Source organism: Williamsia sp., assembly GCF_016462415.1.
Lineage (GTDB): Bacteria > Actinomycetota > Actinomycetes > Mycobacteriales > Mycobacteriaceae > Williamsia_A.
In genome coordinates this window covers 1-16163 of the sequence record NZ_JAEMTF010000103.1, presented here as the reverse complement: position 1 = coordinate 16163, position 16163 = coordinate 1, and the positions used below count along the sequence as shown (strand labels likewise).

Here is a 16163-nt window from a genome sequence, read left to right as displayed (position 1 = left end):
CGGTGCGGCCGATCAGGCGCTCACGCCGTCGCGGCGCACTCCGGCGGCCGGGAACAGCGACGCCCCGTCGACCGGTGCGCCGTTGCCGTTGGTGATGGCCACGATCGGCAGACGCAGGGCGCCGGGTGCCGATTCTGGGACGACCGGCGCCTGCGGCGCGACCGCGGTGATGCGGCGGTAGGCCTCACCCTGCGCGGGTCGGGTGTCGACGCCGTTCTTGTTGGGCCAGAACGACATCGCGCGCTCGGCCTGCGCGCTGATCGACAGCGACGGGTTCACGCCCAGGTTCGCGCTGATCGCCGATCCGTCGGTGACATGCAGGGTCGGGTAGTTCCAGACCCGGTGGAACGGGTCGATCACACCGGTCGACGGCTTGTCGGAGATCACACAGCCGCCGAGGTAGTGCGCGGTCATCGGCATGTTGAACACGTCGCCCCAGGTTCCGCCGGCCAGCCCACCGAGCTTGGCCGCGACACGTTGCGCCGCCTCGTTGCCCTTCGGGATCCAGGTCGGGTTGGGCTCGCCGTGGCCCTGTCGGCTGTTGACGAAACGGAAGGGGCCGAGCTTCTGCACGAACGTCGACAGCGAGTTGTTCTTGTTCTGCATGACCAGCAGGATCACCGTGCGCTGCGACCAGTGCCGCACGTTGATCAGCGAGAGCAGCGCGAACGGGTTCTTGCGCACCTCGTCGAGGAATTTGAGGAACCGGTTCCGGCCGGGCTCGCCGTCGGTGAGCATCGTCTGCAACAGGCCCATCGCGTTGGACCCCTTGCCGTAGCGGCAGGGCTCGATGTGGGTGTCGGAGGCGGGGTGGAACGACGAGGTGATCGCGACGCCCTCGGAGAAGTCGTCGGTGGGATCGACCTTGGTGCGCATCGCCCCGAGGATCGACTCCGAGTTGGTGCGGGTGAGGTCACCGAGCGCGTCGGACAGCTGCGGCAGCGATCCGTCGTCCTTGGCCAGGTGCAGGAGCTTCTGGGTGTTGTACGTGCCTGCGGCGACGATGACCTGGCCGGCGGTCAGGGTGCGACGCCCGGCGCGCAGCTTCGTCCAGGTCCCGGTGCGCTCGGTGTCCACCGACCACGTCCCGTCGGCGTGCGGGTGCAGCCCGGTGACGGTGGTGCGGTCGAGGATCTGTGCGCCGTTGCTCTCGGCGAGGCCGAGGTAGTTCTTGAGCAGGGTGTTCTTCGCGCCCACCCGACATCCGGTCATGCACGAGCCACACTGGGTGCAGGCGGTGCGGGCCGGGCCGGCCCCTCCGAAGTACGGGTCGGGGACTGTCTCGCCGGGTGCGCCCTCGCCGCCGGTCTTGGCGCCGAAGAAGACGCCGACGGGGGTGGGACCGAACGTGTCGCCGGCGCCCATCTCCTCCGCCAGATCCTTGACGACCCGGTCTGAGTTGGTGAACGTCGGGTTGGTGACGACGCCGAGCATTCGTCGCGCCTGGTCGTAGTGCGAGGTCAGTTCGTCGTCCCAGTCGGTGATGTGACCCCACTGCGGATCGGTGAAGAACGGCGTCGGCGGCTTGTAGAGCGTGTTGGCGTAGTTCAGCGAACCGCCACCCACACCCGCACCGGCCAGGACCATGACGTCACGCAGCATGTGGATGCGCTGGATGCCGAACAGCCCGAGCTTGGGCGCCCACACGAACTTGTTGAGACGCCAGCTGGTCTTCGCGTGATCGGAGTCCTCGAAGCGACGACCGGCCTCGATCACGCCGACGCGGTACCCCTTCTCAACCAGGCGCAGTGCACTGACACTGCCGCCGAAGCCCGAACCGATGATCAGAACGTCGAAATCCGTGGAGTCGTGCGCCATTGCAGAACCTCTCGCCGTGCCGGGGGCTGTCTCACGTGCCGCAGCTGTGTCACAAGTCTCTGTGACCGCCGTTAACAGACAAAATGCTACCTGCCCGGTCCACGATCCGGCGACACCTACGGCGACACGGGTCGATCAACTGCAGGCGGTGAGCCCGACCTTCTGGAACTCCTTGAGGTCGGAGTACCCGGCCTTGGCCATCGACCGACGCAGGCCGCCGACGACGTTGAGCTGGCCGAACGGCTCCGACGACGGTCCGTGCAGCACCTCGGCGAGCGGCGGACGGTCCTCGTCGCCGGCCACCTGCAGCAGCGCGCCACGGGGCAGCGACGGGTGTGCCGCGGCCGCGGTCCAGAACCAGCCGCGCCCGGGTGCCTCCGCCGACGCGGCCAACGGGGTACCGAGCATCGCGGCATCGGCGCCGCAGGCGATCGCCTTGGCGAGGGTGCCCGAGGAGTGGATGTCGCCGTCGGCGATGACGTGCACGTACCGCCCGCCGGTCTCGTCGAGGTACTCCCGACGGGCGGCAGCCGCGTCGGCGATGGCGGTCGCCATGGGGACGCCGATGCCGAGGACCTCGCCGGTGGTGGTCGACCCGGCGGCCGAGCCGTATCCGACCACGACACCCGCGGCGCCGGTGCGCATCAGGTGCAGTGCGGTGCGGTGGTCGTGCACACCGCCGGCGACCACCGGGATGTCGAGTTCACTGATGAAGGTCTTGAGGTTGAGCGGTTCGCGGTCGTCGTGCGAGACGTGCTCGGCGGAGATGATCGTGCCGTGCACGACGAGCAGGTCGATGCCGGCACCGACGAGGGCGGGCGTGAGCTCCTGCGCGTGCTGCGGGCTGACCCGGACCGCGGTGGTGACGCCGGCGTCGCGCACGCGGGCGACGTTCTCGGCGAGCAGACCGGTGTCGAGGGGCGCGGCGTGCAGTTCCTGCAGCCGACGTATGGCCGCGGCCGGATCGACATCGTCGACGGCGATCGCGATCACCTCGGCGAGTTTGGCCTCCACGTCGCGGTGCCGGGCCCACAGCCCCTCACCGTTGAGCACACCGAGCGCACCGAGACGGCCGAGTTCGATCGCCGACTCCGGCGAGACCAGCGCGTCGGTGGGGTGCGACAGGATCGGGGTGTCGAACCGGTAGGCGTCGAGCTGCCACGCGGTCGACACCTCGCTCGACGAGCGGGTGCGACGCGACGGGACGATGTTGATGTCATCGAGCTCGAAGGTCTGCCGGGCGGTTCTGCCCATGCCGATGTCCACAAGATCCCGCACCGATGCGCCCTTCTGTCAACCATGGCTCAACCGACCGGGACCCGGTCGGGCGTTACGTCTACGACGATCGCTGGGCGATCACCGGGAATAGTAGTTGGGCGCCTCGACGGTCATCGTGATGTCGTGCGGGTGGCTCTCCTTGAGGCCCGCCGAGGTGATCTGCACGAACCGCGCCTGCTGCAGATCCTCGATGGTCGCCGCGCCGGTGTAGCCCATCGCGGCACGCAGTCCGCCGCGCAGCTGGTGGATCACCTGGGTCAGGGGTCCGCGGAACGGGACCCGACCCTCGATGCCCTCGGGGACCAGCTTCTCCTCCGAGAGCACGTCGTCCTGGAAGTAGCGGTCCTTGGAGAACGACTTGCGGTCGCCACGGCCCTGCATCGCGCCCAGCGACCCCATGCCGCGGTAGCTCTTGAACTGCTTGCCGTTCACCAGGATGAGCTCACCCGGGGCCTCCGCCGTACCGGCGAGCAACGACCCCAACATCACGGTCGACGCACCGGCGGCCAGAGCCTTGGCGATGTCGCCGGAGAACTGCAGGCCACCGTCGGCGATGACCGGGACACCGGCCCTCTTGCACACCGCGACCGCCTCCATCACCGCGGTGATCTGCGGTGCTCCGACACCCGCGACGACGCGGGTGGTGCAGATCGATCCCGGCCCGACACCGACCTTGACCGCGTCGGCCCCGGCGTCGACCAGGGCCTGGGCCGCCTCGCGGGTCGCGACGTTGCCGCCGACGATCTGAACGCGGTCGCCGACCTCGGCCTTGAGCTTGGCGACCATGTCGAGAACCAGGCGATTGTGCGCGTGCGCGGTGTCGACGATGATCACGTCGGCCCCGGCGTCGGTGAGCGCCATCGCACGGGCCCACTGGCTGTCGCCGGTACCGATCGCGGCGCCGACCAACAGCCGTCCGTCGGAGTCCTTGGTCGCATCGGGATGCTGCTCGGTCTTGACGAAGTCCTTCACCGTGATCAGGCCGGTGAGCTTGCCGTTGCCGTCGACGATCGGCAGCTTCTCGAGCTTGTTGCGCCGCAACAGTCCCAGGGCGGCCTCGGCCGACACGCCCTCCTGGGCGGTGATTAGCGGAGCCTTGGTCATGACCTCCGACACCGGACGGTTCTGGTCGACCTCGAACCGCATGTCGCGGTTGGTGATGATGCCCAGCAGGTTGTCGTCGGAGTCGGTGACGGGCAGCCCGGAGATACGGAAGCGCGCACACATCGCGTCGACCTCGGCGAGGGTGTTGGTGGGGCTGCAGGTCACCGGATCGGTGACCATCCCGGCCTCGGAGCGCTTCACGGTCTCGACCTGCCCGGCCTGCTCGTCGATCGACAGGTTGCGGTGCAGGACGCCCATACCGCCGGCGCGGGCCATCGCGATGGCCATCCGCGACTCGGTGACGGTGTCCATGGCGGAGCTGACGAGCGGCACCTTCAGCCGGATCTCGCGGGTCACCTGCGAGGAGGTGTCGACCTCGCTGGGGATCACGTCCGACGCCGCCGGGAGGAGGAGGACGTCGTCGAAGGTGAGGCCGAGCATGGCGACCTTGTTCGGGTCGTCGCCGCCGGTCCGTACCGCGGGGACGACCGGAGCTGTCTCCGACGAGCCGTTGCGGTTTGCGGAATGAGTCATCGCCAGTGCGCCTCTCTGGTGAAGTGCCGAGTGAATGGGGAAACGAGTGCACTCGAGCGAAGTACTTCGGTCCATCGTATAAGCCGATCCCCTGTGCACGAATTCCGCTCGGCGCGCGCGCGAGAGTGGCGCGGCGTGACGGTCGCTGACTACGGTGGTCGTGTGCGTGACCACCTGCCGCCGGGACTGCCCCCGGACCCCTTCGCCGACGATCCGGGCGGCGATCCGTCGGCTGCTCTGGATTCGGTCGAGCCGGCCCAGCCGCTCGACGCCGACGAGCGCCTCGCGGTCGAGGAGGACCTCGCCGACCTCGCCGTGTACGAGGCGTTGTTGGCCCGTCGCGGCGTGCGCGGGCTCGTCGTGGTCTGCGAGGACTGTCAGCAGGATCACTATCACGACTGGGACATGCTGCGCGCCAACCTGCTGCAGCTCCTGGTCGAGGGCACGGTGCGTCCGCACGAGCCGGCCGTGGATCCGTCCCCGGACGCCTACGTCACCTGGGATTACTGCCGCGGATACGCCGACGCGATGATGCACACCTCCGACGACGACTGATCGTCACCACCACACCACCGACGACAACGGCCGACGGGTTCACCGTCGGCCGTTGTCGTCGTTCGGGGCTGTCAGCCCGCGGGCGTGGTGGTGGTCGTCGTCGTCGAGGCGCTCGAGTCGTCGTCGGTCGGTGTCGATGCCGGGGCCTGCGGAGTGGTGGTCACCGGAGTCGACGGCTTCGTCGTCGGCTTGGTCGGCACGATCGCACGGGCACGCATCTGCTTCTGCTGGTCGAGGATGCTCGACGGGATCGACGGGCTGACCTGATCGGTCGGGACCTGGATCTCGATCGGCGGCAGACCCGGGATCGACGGCAGCGAGGTGAGCGACGTCAACGGGTTGTCCTGGATCGGACCGACCTGGGTGGCCAGCCGCTGGGCCCAGTCCTGCATTCGCTGGCGGGCGTCGTCCCCGCTCATGCCGCTCACCTCGTTCTGGGCATCGACCAGGTATTGCGCGGCCTCGCGCTTGTCGCCGGAGGACAACGCCTGCTCGGCCTTCTCCAGATTCGACTGCGCGCTCGCCGAGGCGACGGTCTGGCTCGCCGCACTGCCGAACATCGCCTCCTTGACCTTCCACAGCGGATCGCCGGGATTGGAGTTCTGTGCGAGGACGGTGATGGCCCCGAAGGCGACGACGGCGACCGCGGCCGCACCGCTGACCATGCGGAGGCGCTTGAGGGCGGTGTGGCGGGATCCGGCGCGTCTGGTCCGCGCCATCTCGGTCTCGACCTCGACGAGGGTGGGGCCTGCGGGCATGGGCCGCGCGTCGATCTCGTGCCGCCATTCGGCCAGCAACGACGCCAACTGGTAGTCGGCGGAACCGTCGAGACCGTTGCCCGGCACCTGATTGCGGGACAGGGCGTCGAGCAGTCGGTCGTCGGCGCGCAGCGATGCGAGATCGATCGGGGTCGCGTCGTCCGGATCCTCGGGTGAGGACACGGGATAGTCACGGTCGTTCATCTGCCCTCACCTGCTCTCATCATCTCGCTCTTCAACTTGTTCAATGCTCTGTGTTGCGCGACGCGTACCGCTCCCGCGGTGCTCCCGATCGCGTCGGCCGTCTCCTCCGCCGACATCCCCATCACCAACCGCATGACAAGGACTTCGCGCTGCTTCTCCGGGAGCCGGTCGAGCAGTTCACTCATCCGCCGACTCGCGTCGGCATTGAGCGCCATCTGTTCCGGTCCGTCGTCGACGTCCATCCCCTCGGGGATGGTCTCGACCGGATCTGCCTTGACCCGCGCCGCCCCACGATGTGCGTCGGCGACCTTGTGTGCGGCGATCCCGTACACGAAGGCCATGAACGGCCGCCCCTGGTCTGAATACCTGGGCAGCGCGGTCATCACGGCCATACAGACCTCCTGCGCCACATCGTCGGCGGACAGCGAATGCCGTTCACCAGCCCCCACCCTCGCCCTGCAATACCGCACGACAAGGGGCCGAACACTCTCGAGAACATCAGAGAGAGCTGACCGGCTGCCCCGCCCTGCGGCGGCGACAGCGCGATCTAACTCGTCACCTGTGAGGATCATCGTCGAGTGGGGTCCCTGCGTTACATGTGGCCGGACGAACGGGTCTGCGGTGAGACCAGGTCGCCACGGCCGTGGTCATGGAAGTCCGGTCGTCAGCTTAGCGAGCGGAGTCCGGGAAAAACGTGACCACGGGTACGGATGGGTCACGAGATGACGCGGCGCACGCTCACCGGGGGTTGAATCCGCCCCCTCGGGCGTTCAGTTCGGTACGCAGACGCGCCTCGGAGGCGACGAGCGCACCACTTCCGTCCGATGCGGCGCCGATTCCGACGAGCAGACTCGTCGCCGCCCATTCGAGCGGCAGCTGACCATGCGTCCGCGCTGCGTCGGCGCACCCGGACGCCGCCCGGATCGCCACGACGGAGTCCCCGGTCGCCGCCGACGTCGCCGCCGCGATGAGGTCCGTCTTGATCCGATGACGTACCGACGGGCATGCGTCGATCAGGTCCCTGCCGTCGAGCATCTGCTCGTGCGCCCGGCGTGCGTCACCCCGGTACAACGCGGACTCGGTCCGCACCCAGAGATGCCGTAGACGCAGACGGCCTGTCCAGATCCACGGATCGTCGTCGATGCGGGCCAGGGAGTCCTCGCACCGCGCCAACAATCGGTCTGCCAGATCGAACTGGGCCGTTCCGAGGCTGTCGGCGGCCAACCCGATCAGCGCATCGAGCGCCGCTGCCCGGCTGACCGCATCGGATGCGGGATCCGCCACCCACCGCAGCGCCTCTCCGTCGTGTCGTCGGGCCGCGGCGTGACGACCGGCCTGACGCAGGTGCGAGGCCCGGGTGGACGACGCCAGCGACCGGACGGCCGGGTTCGCCGTCGATCCGCATGCACGATCGAGTTCTGCGGACGCCGCGGCGTAGTGACCGCGCGCGCCCGAGGCGACCGCACGCATCCACGAATCGATGCCCGCACCGCCGTCTCCGGTTCGCCCTGGCGGCATCGCGAAGCCCGGACGGGATCCGAATGCGACGTCCTGCAGATCGTCATTCATGGGTATATGGTGCTGCGCTCGTCGATGTAGCGAGAAATTAACCTTCTGTTGACGCGGCACAATGTCGCGCGATGTCACTGACATGTCACTCGAATATGTATTCCATGTAACCCAAGCCCACGCAAACGGGCATTAGTCCACCGGTTCCACAGGTGTGTAACAGGTGGTCGTCGATTGCGGATTTGCCTGCCTGACGAGCGGTTTGATCGAAGTCGTCGATGCTGACCGTGGTCCGTTTGTGGGACTCCCGAGGTGACAGAACTCCGCAACCCGCCGTTAACATCCGGTCGATAACAGGCCTTTTTCCGCAGGCTGGGCGGCTTGTTGACTCGTTTTGGACGGTTTGCTTACCTAGATCACGTCGGACGGGAACAACGTCGTACTCGACCACGGAGAACTGCTTCACCCAACCAGTTCACGCCGATTTCGGCAGTTCAAGGAGCCAGCAGATGCCGCAACCAAACAGCCTTCCCGGACCCAACGCGGATATCTGGGACTGGCAGATGAAGGGACTCTGCCGGGGCGTCGACTCGTCGATGTTCTTCCACCCGGACGGCGAGCGCGGCCGCGCCCGAGCGCACCGCGAGCGTCGCGCCAAGGAGTTGTGCCACCAGTGCCCGGTCATCGCGCAGTGCCGTGAGCACGCTCTCGCCGTCGCCGAGCCGTACGGCATCTGGGGAGGACTCTCGGAGTCCGAGCGCGGGATGCTGATGAAGCGCGGCGTCGGTCGCCGCATGGCCGGCTGACCGACCCACCCACAGACGAGTCCACGAGGGGCACCCGGGATCCGGGTGCCCCTCGTGGCGTGTTCGGCCGTGGCGTGACCGCGTCACCGACGCCCGTAGGCCTCGATGATCGGTTCGAGTTCAGCGGGCGTGGCCCCGTGCAGGATCACCGCATCGCATCCGAGATCGAACTGGTGTCGGATGGCGGCGACACACTGCTCCGGTGAACCGGTGGCACTGGCGGCCAACCACTCCTGCGGGATCAGCGTCGCCGCGTGCTCGAGTTGATCAGGGGTGCCGACGATGTCGAGACCGGCCACGCTGCTGATCACCGGATCGGTCAGGAAACGCTGCAGCACGGCGGGATCCCATCGGTTGGTCTCGACCATGAGCGCGCCGTATCCCTGGAGATAGGTGCCCAGGCGTCCGACGGTCTTGCGCATCCGATCCGGGTGGGGCACGTGGTCGCCGACGGTGGCCAGACACGCCCACACCCGCACCTCCTCCGGATCCCTCCCGGCGCGCTCCGCCGCGGTCTTGACGGTCTCGACGCACCGTCGGGTGGTCTCGTCGGTGAAGTAGGTGTGCAGGATGACGTCGTCGAACAGGCGGCCACCGAGTTCGAGCGTGCGGGGGCCGAACGCGACGAGCGCCATGGGCAGGTACTCGTCCGACGATGCGTCGAGGTGCAGGACGGGGAACTTCCCGGCCGGCCCGTCGTGGCCGACGATCGTCTCGCCGCGGAACAGCGCGCGCATGATGCCGACGAAGTCCTCGATGGCCGCGGTCGTGATCGGCGGGATCCCGTAGGCGTCCTGCAGCAGTCGGATCCCCCGGCCCAGTCCCAGGGTGAACCGGCCGTCGGTGAGATCCCGCGCCGTGCGCGTCATGCCCGCGGTGACCATCGGATGGCGGGTGTTGTGGTTCGTCGCAGCCGTGCAGATGCCGATGTCGTCGCTCGCCGCGCCCGCGGCACCGGTCAGGACGGCGGCCTCCTTCTTGTTGTAGCGCTCGGAGATGAACGCCGTTCCCAGGCCGAGTCGTTGCGCGCCGCGCACCTCGTCGACGATGTCGCGAACGCTGTCGGGTTGTCCCGCCAGCAGGTACGCCCCCAGTTCGGGGTGGCGCGGGGTCACCGCCGGTCGCCGACGAGATCGAGGGTCCCCAGGGCCCGGATGGCCTCGCAGCCCCGCTCGATCATGGCGACGAACATGTCGTCACCGCGGTCGGACCCGGCGGCGAAGGCGAACCCGAGCGTGGTGATCAGCGGGATCGACAGCATCCCGGATCGGTAGTCGCGCCAACACGTCTGGGCGTCGTATCCGCGCACGCCGTGTTCCGACAACGCCTGGTGGTAGGCCCCGACCAGGTCACGTTCGTGCTCGGCGCGGGTGTCGGGGTCCAGGCTGGTGGCGACGAAGTAGGCGAGGTCGCGCGCGGGCAGCCCCACGCTCAACGTCTGCCAGTCGACCACGGTGACCTCGTCGGTATCGGGGTGGAACAACAGGTTGTCCAGTCGGAAGTCGCCGTGTAACAACGAGAACCGCTCGGTGTCCGACCGCAGCCATGGCGTGATGACCTCGGCGCAGTCGGTGAGCGTGGCGCGGTCGGCCGCGCTCAGCGAGTGGCCGAGTCTGTCGATCGTGGTCGTGGTGGCGATGCGCGCGAGGTCGCCGAACCCACCGGCGGTGGCGGCGTCCGGCACCGGCATGACGACGCCCTCGAGGGTCAGCCAGGTCGGGTCACACCACCGCGGACCGTGCAGTCCGGCCAGAGCCCTCACGGCCGCACGGGCCTGCGACAGTGTGCACCCGGCGATCTGATCGCCCTGGACCGCCGGCGCGAGATCGGTCAGCACCAGCACGAAATCTGTGGCGTCGTCGCTGATGTCGACGTGCAGACAGTCCGGGACCGGGATCGCGACCGTGTCGGCGACGACGGAGTAGAAGACGTGTTCAGACCGATATCCCAGTGCGACTCGTTCGCGTACACCCGCGTCCTGCGACGGCAGTTTCACCACGATCGTCGCCGGCCACGACTGCGCCGGGTCGGTGTAGACGACGGTCAGCCGGTAGGTCGCCCCCGTCTGACCGGTCCCCACCGGGTCGACGGTCACCGTGTCGACAGACACCGGGCGCTCGTCGGTACCGAGCACCGACTCGAGCCATCGGCCGGTCAACTCGCGCGGGCTCGAGGGGATCACGGATGCTGTCGCAGACATCTCATCACCTTTCGTCGTCGATGGGCGGGACGAGGGCGAGACACCGAGATACCAGCTCCGGCAGTCGAACCCGGCCCGGCGGGGCGGTCAGCCATCGATGGAAGGCGAATTCGCCCGCGGCGAGGAACACCTCCACCATCAGCCCCGGGCGAACACTGTCGCGTGACGACACACCGATGCGTGTCGCGATCAGGTCGACGAGCGCCGCACGGTCCGATGTCCCGACCAGCGAGACACGCTCGAGCAGGTGCGGCGCGCTGAGCACGGCGGTCCGCCAGTGGTCCACGTCGACGTCGTCGAAGCCCGACATGCGTTCGATGATCGCGGCGGTCAGCGCGGCGGGGGCCGCAACGTGCTCCGGCTGCGTCCGCAACGCGCGCACGATCGCCGCCCCACCGCCGCGCACGGTGTCGAGCAGCAACCCCTCTTTTGTGGGGACGTATCGGAAGTACGTGCTCATCGACACCCCGGCGGCCGCGGCGATCTCCTCGGTGCTGACCGAGTCGTAGCCACGCTCGGCGATCAGGGCCAGGGCTGCACGTTGGATGTCCTCGCGCACACGCGCGCGCTGCCGCTCACGCAGTGTGCCCGCGCCCGGTTCCGACATACCGGATGTCTATCGGTCGTGGGAGTCACTGTCAACAGGCGAGTCCATCCCAACCGACCCGGGCCAGACGACGAACGAGGGGCACCCGGAGAAATCCGGATGCCCCTCGTGTCGGCAGATCTGCTCAGTCGTGACCTCGGTCAGTGGCTGTGGCCGTGGTGGCCGTGTCCCTCGTGGTCGTCCTCGGACTCGGCGGGCTTGTCCACGATCGCGCTCTCGGTGGTGAGCACCATGCGCGCCACCGACGCGGCGTTCACGACGGCCGAGCGGGTGACCTTCACCGGGTCGACGATGCCGTCGGCCAGCAGGTCGCCGTAGGTCAGGGTCGCGGCGTTGAAGCCGTGGCCCCGCTCGGCGGCGGCGACGGTCGCGGTGACCACCGAACCGTCGGCTCCGGCGTTGGTCGCGATCCAGTGCAGCGGGGCCTTGACCGCCGTGCGGACCACGGCGACGCCGAGTGCCTCGTCGCCGGTGAGGGTCGCCGCCAGCTCGTCGAGAGCCGCCGACGCCTGCACGATGGCCGATCCGCCACCGGGGATGATGCCCTCCTCGACCGCGGCCTTGGCCGCGGCGACCGCGTCCTCGACGCGGTGCTTGCGCTCCTTGAGCGCGGTCTCGGTGGCCGCACCCACGCGGATCACCGCGACACCGCCGGACAGCTTGGCCAGCCGCTCGGCCAGCTTCTCGCGGTCCCAGTCGGAGTCGCTGGCCTCGATCTCGCGACGCAGCTGATCGGTGCGCGCCGAGATGGCCTCGGCGGTGCCGGCACCGTCGACGATGGTGGTGGCGTCCTTGGTGACGACGACACGACGCACCGAACCGAGCGAGTCGAGACCCGCCTCGGCGAGACTGAGACCGATGTCGGTGTTGATGACGGTGGCACCGGTGACGACGGCGAGGTCGTCGAGGAACGCCTTGCGCCGGTCACCGAAGAACGGCGCCTTGACCGCGACCGCGCGGATGGTCTTGCGGATCGAGTTGACCACCAGGGTGGACAGGGGCTCGCCCTCGATGTCCTCGGCGATGATCAGCAGCGGCTTGCCCGCCTCGGCGACCTTCTCCAACAGCGGCAGGAAGTCGGGCAGCGAGCTGATCTTCTCGCGGTAGAGCAGGACGCTGGCGTCGGAGAGAACAGCCTCCTGGCTGTCGACGTCGGTGACGAAGTACGGCGAGAGGAAACCCTTGTCGAACTGGACGCCCTCGGTGATCTCGAGGTCGGTGCTCAGTCCCGAGCTCTCCTCGACGGTGACGACACCGTCGACCCCGACCGCCGACATGGCCTTGCCGACCATCGCGCCGATCTCCTCGTCACGCGACGAGACGGACGCGACCTGGGCGATGGCCTTCTCACCCTCCACCGGGGTGGCGGCGGCGAGCAGGGCCTGCGAGATCGCGTCGGCGGCCTGCGAGATCCCCGAGCCGAGAGCGATGGGGTTGGCGCCGGCGGCGACGTTGCGCAGACCGTTCTTGATGATCGCCTGTGCGAGGACGGTCGCGGTGGTGGTGCCGTCACCGGCGACGTCGTTGGTCTTGGTGGCGACGGACTTGACCAGCTGTGCGCCGAGGTCCTCGAACGGGTCCTCCAGGTCGATCTCGCGGGCGATGGTCACGCCGTCGTTGGTCACGGTGGGCCCGCCGAACGCCTTGGCGAGGACCACGTGCCGGCCGCGGGGGCCGAGGGTCACCTTGACGGTGTCGGCGAGCTTGTCGACGCCGCGTTCCAGCGAGCGCCGGGCCTGGTCGCTGAATTCGAGTTTCTTGGACATGTGGTCGCTAGCTCCTTCAGGAGTCAATGCAGTGCTGTGGGTTCGAGCTGGTGGAACGAATCCGCCCCGGCCACCCCCCAGCAGGGAGTGTCCGGGGCGGCTTGTCCTCGACAGGCTCATACGAGCCTGCTGGTGAGGACTACTTCGAGATGACTGCCAGCACGTCGCGCGCGGACAGGATCAGGTACTCCTCACCGGAGTACTTGATCTCGGTTCCGCCGTACTTGCTGTAGATGACGGTGTCGCCTTCTTTGACGTCGACCGGGACCCGGTTGCCCTGCTCGGTGACACGTCCCTCGCCCACGGCGATGACGGTGCCCTCCTGGGGCTTCTCCTTCGCCGTGTCAGGGATGACCAGGCCGGAGGCGGTCGTCGTCTCAGCCTCGTTGGCCTGGACGAGGATCTTGTCCTCGAGCGGCTTGATGTTCACGCTCGCCACGATGTGAGCCCTCCACTTTCGGGGTTCTGGGCCGGACGGTGCGTCCGGCCTCTTTGGAGTCGATTCGATGCTTATGGCGCCTAGCTCGGTTGCGTCGTCGCGGGAGCCGCAACCGCACTCGGTGCCACCTGGCACTCTATACATGCGAGTGCCAGCACTCAAGTAGTGGCGAGTGCCAGTTCCCGCGCGACCACGGCCAGGCTCCCGACATTCACGAAGTACCCCGGAGTGCCAGAACCTTCGGACGCCGACGACGTGCGATCACCAGCAGACTCCCGGCCACGCCGAGCATCGACAACACGGAGATGACCGTGATCGCGGTCGACATCCCGCCGATCATCTCCCCCGGCACCTGCGTCCCGCCCGAACTGGCGGTGATCGCCGTGACCACTGCGATCATGATCGCCCCGCCGATCTGGATGCTGGTGTTGACCAGTCCGGACGCCAGGCCCTGTTCGGCATCGGAGACGCCGGCGGTGGCCTGCGAGTTCACCGCCGGGAAGCAGAGTGCGAAGCCCAGTCCGAGCAGCAGGATCGTCGGGAGCAAGAAGTTCGCGTACCCCATGCCCGGCTGAGCACGCAGGAACAGCAGGTATCCGCCGACGAACGCGGTCAGCCCGATGGCGATCAGGATCGGCGTCCCGACGCGGTCGAGCACGCGGTCCATGCCGAACGCACTCGCCACGACGAGCAGGCCCGCAGGAAGGAACCCGAGGGACATCGCGATCGGCGACCAGCCGAGCGAGTCCTGCAGGTAGAGAGTCACCAGGAACTGGAACGAGACGTAGCTGCCGAACATGACCGCGGCGGAGATGTTCGCGTGGACCAGGGTGAGCGAGCGCAGGATCCCGAGGCGCAGCAGCGGGTTGCGATGACGGGCCTCGATGGTGAGGAACGCGACCAACAGAGCGGCCGAGGCGGCGAACAGCCCGATGGTCGACGGGGCGGCCCAGCCGACATCGGGTGCGCGCACGACGGCGTAGACCACGATCAGCAGCGCGCCGGTGCTGGTGAGGGCGCCGCCGACGTCGAGGTGCCCCCAGTTGACCGCGGGGCGGGCGACCGACGGGATGACCTTGATGCCCGCGAGGAGCAGGAGCACCGCGACCGGACCCGGGAACAGCAGGGTGGCCTGCCAACCGACCTCGGTGAGCAGCCCGCCGAAGACGAGGCCCAACGAGAAGCCGCTGGCGCCGCACACCGTGTAGATGCTCAGCGCCTTGTTGCGCGCGGGGCCCTCCGCGAACGTCGTGGTGATGATGGACAGACCGGCCGGGACGGTGAACGCCGCGGCGACCCCCTTGATGAACCGCAGCGCGACGATCGCCGAGTTCACCTCGACCAGCGCGCTGATCACCGAGGCGACACCGAACACCGCGAGCGCGGCCAGGAACACCGTCCGCCTGCCGAAGAGATCACTGGCGCGTCCGCCCAGCAGCAGGAAGCCGCCGTATCCGAGCACGTAACCGCTGACGATCCATTGCAGTTGCGACTGGTCCATGCCCAGGTCGGCACCCATGGACGGGAGCGCGACCCCCACCATCGAGACGTCGAGCCCGTCGAGGAACAGCGCTCCGGCCAGCACCACCAGCAGGATCCATGTCGCCGTGGACCAGCCCCGCGCCGTCGTGACGACCGAGGAACCCGTCTCTCCCCCATCCACCGACGGCGCGGTGCGCACGTCGGTCTCGTTTCCTGATGAATCACTGAGTTTCAGAGTCATGCGGAGGACTATATGCAGATGCATTCAATGTGTCTACAAATAATGTCACTGCAATAAATGAGTTGACATGTGATAGTCTGCGGGGCATGTCCATCGGTGAGCATGCGTCGGCGCAACCCGCCCCGGCCGCCGATCCGTGCGACGAGGACGCCCTCGCCGCCGCGTGGCATCAGCTCACCGTTCGCTATCACCGCCTGCACTGCGAGATCGACCGGGCCCTCGAGGCCGGGCACCAGATCAGCGGCAGCGAGTTCGAGGTCCTCGAACTGCTGGCCTCTGCACCGGATAACAAACTCCGGATGAGTGAACTGGCCGCGCAGGTGCACCTGAGCCAGAGCGCGCTGTCCCGTCTCGTCGCCGGGCTCGACAAGTGCGGACTCGCCCGACGATCCATGTGCGAGAACGATCGTCGCTCGGTGTTCGCCGAACTTACCGACGATGGATGCGCACGGTACGAGGCCGCGCGTCCCACCCAGCGCGCGATCCTGCGCAGTCAGGCCGTCGACACCGACGGGTCATCTCTGTGCGGCGCGGACGATTTCGTCGATGTCGCACGCTCGGTCCGCGCCGACAGCTGACCCCTTCGCGGTTGAGGCGAACCGCAGCGTCAGTAGGCGCTGATCTGTACCGACATCCCCGGGTCGGTGGCCACGGTCAGGGCCGACGGCGGTGCACCTCCGGCGATGACGTGGGCTCCCAGCGTCGCGATCATCACGCCGTTGTCGGTACACAGGCGCGGCTTCGGGATCCGCAGCGTCACACCGGCGTCCGCGCACCGCGCCTCGGCGAGTGATCGGATCCGCGAGTTCGCCGTCGCGCCGCCACCGAGCACCAGGGTGTCGACGCCGGTGTCCTCGCACGC

At 68.2% G+C, this 16163-nt stretch carries 15 protein-coding genes and 1 pseudogene; 3 read left to right on the top strand and 13 right to left on the bottom strand.

The features are described 5' to 3' along the window. Positions 1 to 12 precede the first annotated feature (12 nt). From JHC79_RS19275 to guaB, 3 genes are all read right to left on the bottom strand, one after another. Positions 13 to 1818 carry a GMC family oxidoreductase gene (locus tag JHC79_RS19275; RefSeq protein ID WP_296393866.1) on the bottom strand — a complete coding sequence of 602 codons (1806 nt, stop codon included), beginning with the start codon at positions 1816 to 1818 and terminating at the stop codon, positions 13 to 15. Positions 1819 to 1953: 135 nt separating this feature from the next. After that, positions 1954 to 3096 (bottom strand): GuaB3 family IMP dehydrogenase-related protein, encoded by a 1143-nt coding sequence (locus JHC79_RS19270; RefSeq protein ID WP_296393863.1) that lies wholly within the window; start codon positions 3094 to 3096, stop codon positions 1954 to 1956. 78 nt (positions 3097 to 3174) lie between these two features. Then, positions 3175 to 4641 carry an IMP dehydrogenase gene (gene guaB, locus JHC79_RS19265; protein ID WP_296393868.1) on the bottom strand — a complete coding sequence of 489 codons (1467 nt, stop codon included), beginning with the start codon at positions 4639 to 4641 and terminating at the stop codon, positions 3175 to 3177. A 255-nt stretch (positions 4642 to 4896) separates the two neighbouring features. Between guaB and JHC79_RS19260 the strand changes: the two genes are divergently transcribed. Beyond that, positions 4897 to 5289 carry a DUF5319 domain-containing protein gene (locus JHC79_RS19260; RefSeq protein WP_188491596.1) on the top strand — a complete coding sequence of 131 codons (393 nt, stop codon included), beginning with the start codon at positions 4897 to 4899 and terminating at the stop codon, positions 5287 to 5289. A gap of 71 nt (positions 5290 to 5360) precedes the next feature. Here JHC79_RS19260 and JHC79_RS19255 read toward each other — a convergent pair whose 3' ends face one another. The 3 genes from JHC79_RS19255 to JHC79_RS19245 all read right to left on the bottom strand — a co-directional run bounded on the left by JHC79_RS19255 (position 5361) and on the right by JHC79_RS19245 (position 7820). After that, positions 5361 to 6251 (bottom strand): anti-sigma-D factor RsdA, encoded by an 891-nt coding sequence (locus JHC79_RS19255; RefSeq protein ID WP_296393861.1) that lies wholly within the window; start codon positions 6249 to 6251, stop codon positions 5361 to 5363. After that, positions 6248 to 6823, bottom strand: coding sequence for a sigma-70 family RNA polymerase sigma factor (locus JHC79_RS19250; protein WP_296393858.1), 576 nt, complete (start codon positions 6821 to 6823; stop codon positions 6248 to 6250). Before JHC79_RS19250 ends, JHC79_RS19255 begins: the two co-directional genes overlap by 4 nt. 166 nt (positions 6824 to 6989) lie before the next feature. Then, positions 6990 to 7820: a hypothetical protein gene (locus tag JHC79_RS19245; protein WP_296393855.1), complete on the bottom strand. Its 831-nt coding sequence runs from the start codon at positions 7818 to 7820 to the stop codon at positions 6990 to 6992. Between the two features lie 449 nt (positions 7821 to 8269). Between JHC79_RS19245 and JHC79_RS19240 the strand changes: the two genes are divergently transcribed. Further along, entirely contained in the window at positions 8270 to 8566 is a 297-nt protein-coding gene (locus JHC79_RS19240; RefSeq protein ID WP_296393854.1) for a WhiB family transcriptional regulator, read from the top strand. An 83-nt stretch (positions 8567 to 8649) separates the two neighbouring features. Here the strand turns inward: JHC79_RS19240 and JHC79_RS19235 are convergent, their stop codons facing one another. The 6 genes from JHC79_RS19235 to JHC79_RS19210 form a co-directional block, all read right to left on the bottom strand. Beyond that, entirely contained in the window at positions 8650 to 9681 is a 1032-nt protein-coding gene (locus JHC79_RS19235; RefSeq protein ID WP_296393851.1) for a TIGR03857 family LLM class F420-dependent oxidoreductase, read from the bottom strand. Next, the gene (locus JHC79_RS19230) at positions 9678 to 10766 is read right to left on the bottom strand and encodes a phosphotransferase (RefSeq protein WP_296393849.1); all 1089 of its coding nucleotides are present in this window, start codon (positions 10764 to 10766) and stop codon (positions 9678 to 9680) included. Before JHC79_RS19230 ends, JHC79_RS19235 begins: the two co-directional genes overlap by 4 nt. A 4-nt stretch (positions 10767 to 10770) precedes the next feature. Then, positions 10771 to 11373 carry a TetR/AcrR family transcriptional regulator gene (locus JHC79_RS19225; RefSeq protein WP_296393846.1) on the bottom strand — a complete coding sequence of 201 codons (603 nt, stop codon included), beginning with the start codon at positions 11371 to 11373 and terminating at the stop codon, positions 10771 to 10773. A gap of 140 nt (positions 11374 to 11513) precedes the next feature. Further along, positions 11514 to 13139, bottom strand: coding sequence for a chaperonin GroEL (groL, locus tag JHC79_RS19220; protein WP_296393844.1), 1626 nt, complete (start codon positions 13137 to 13139; stop codon positions 11514 to 11516). Between the two features lie 139 nt (positions 13140 to 13278). Beyond that, the gene (groES, locus tag JHC79_RS19215; RefSeq protein WP_045822080.1) at positions 13279 to 13578 is read right to left on the bottom strand and encodes a co-chaperone GroES; all 300 of its coding nucleotides are present in this window, start codon (positions 13576 to 13578) and stop codon (positions 13279 to 13281) included. Positions 13579 to 13789: 211 nt separating this feature from the next. Then, positions 13790 to 15301: an MFS transporter gene (locus JHC79_RS19210; RefSeq protein ID WP_296393840.1), complete on the bottom strand. Its 1512-nt coding sequence runs from the start codon at positions 15299 to 15301 to the stop codon at positions 13790 to 13792. Positions 15302 to 15387: 86 nt separating this feature from the next. Here JHC79_RS19210 and JHC79_RS19205 point away from each other — a divergent pair, with 86 nt between their 5' ends. Beyond that, positions 15388 to 15879: a MarR family transcriptional regulator gene (locus tag JHC79_RS19205; RefSeq protein ID WP_296393838.1), complete on the top strand. Its 492-nt coding sequence runs from the start codon at positions 15388 to 15390 to the stop codon at positions 15877 to 15879. 29 nt (positions 15880 to 15908) lie between these two features. Here the strand turns inward: JHC79_RS19205 and JHC79_RS19200 are convergent. Further along, positions 15909 to 16163, bottom strand: a pseudogene (locus JHC79_RS19200) (tRNA (adenosine(37)-N6)-threonylcarbamoyltransferase complex transferase subunit TsaD); the annotation flags it as partial.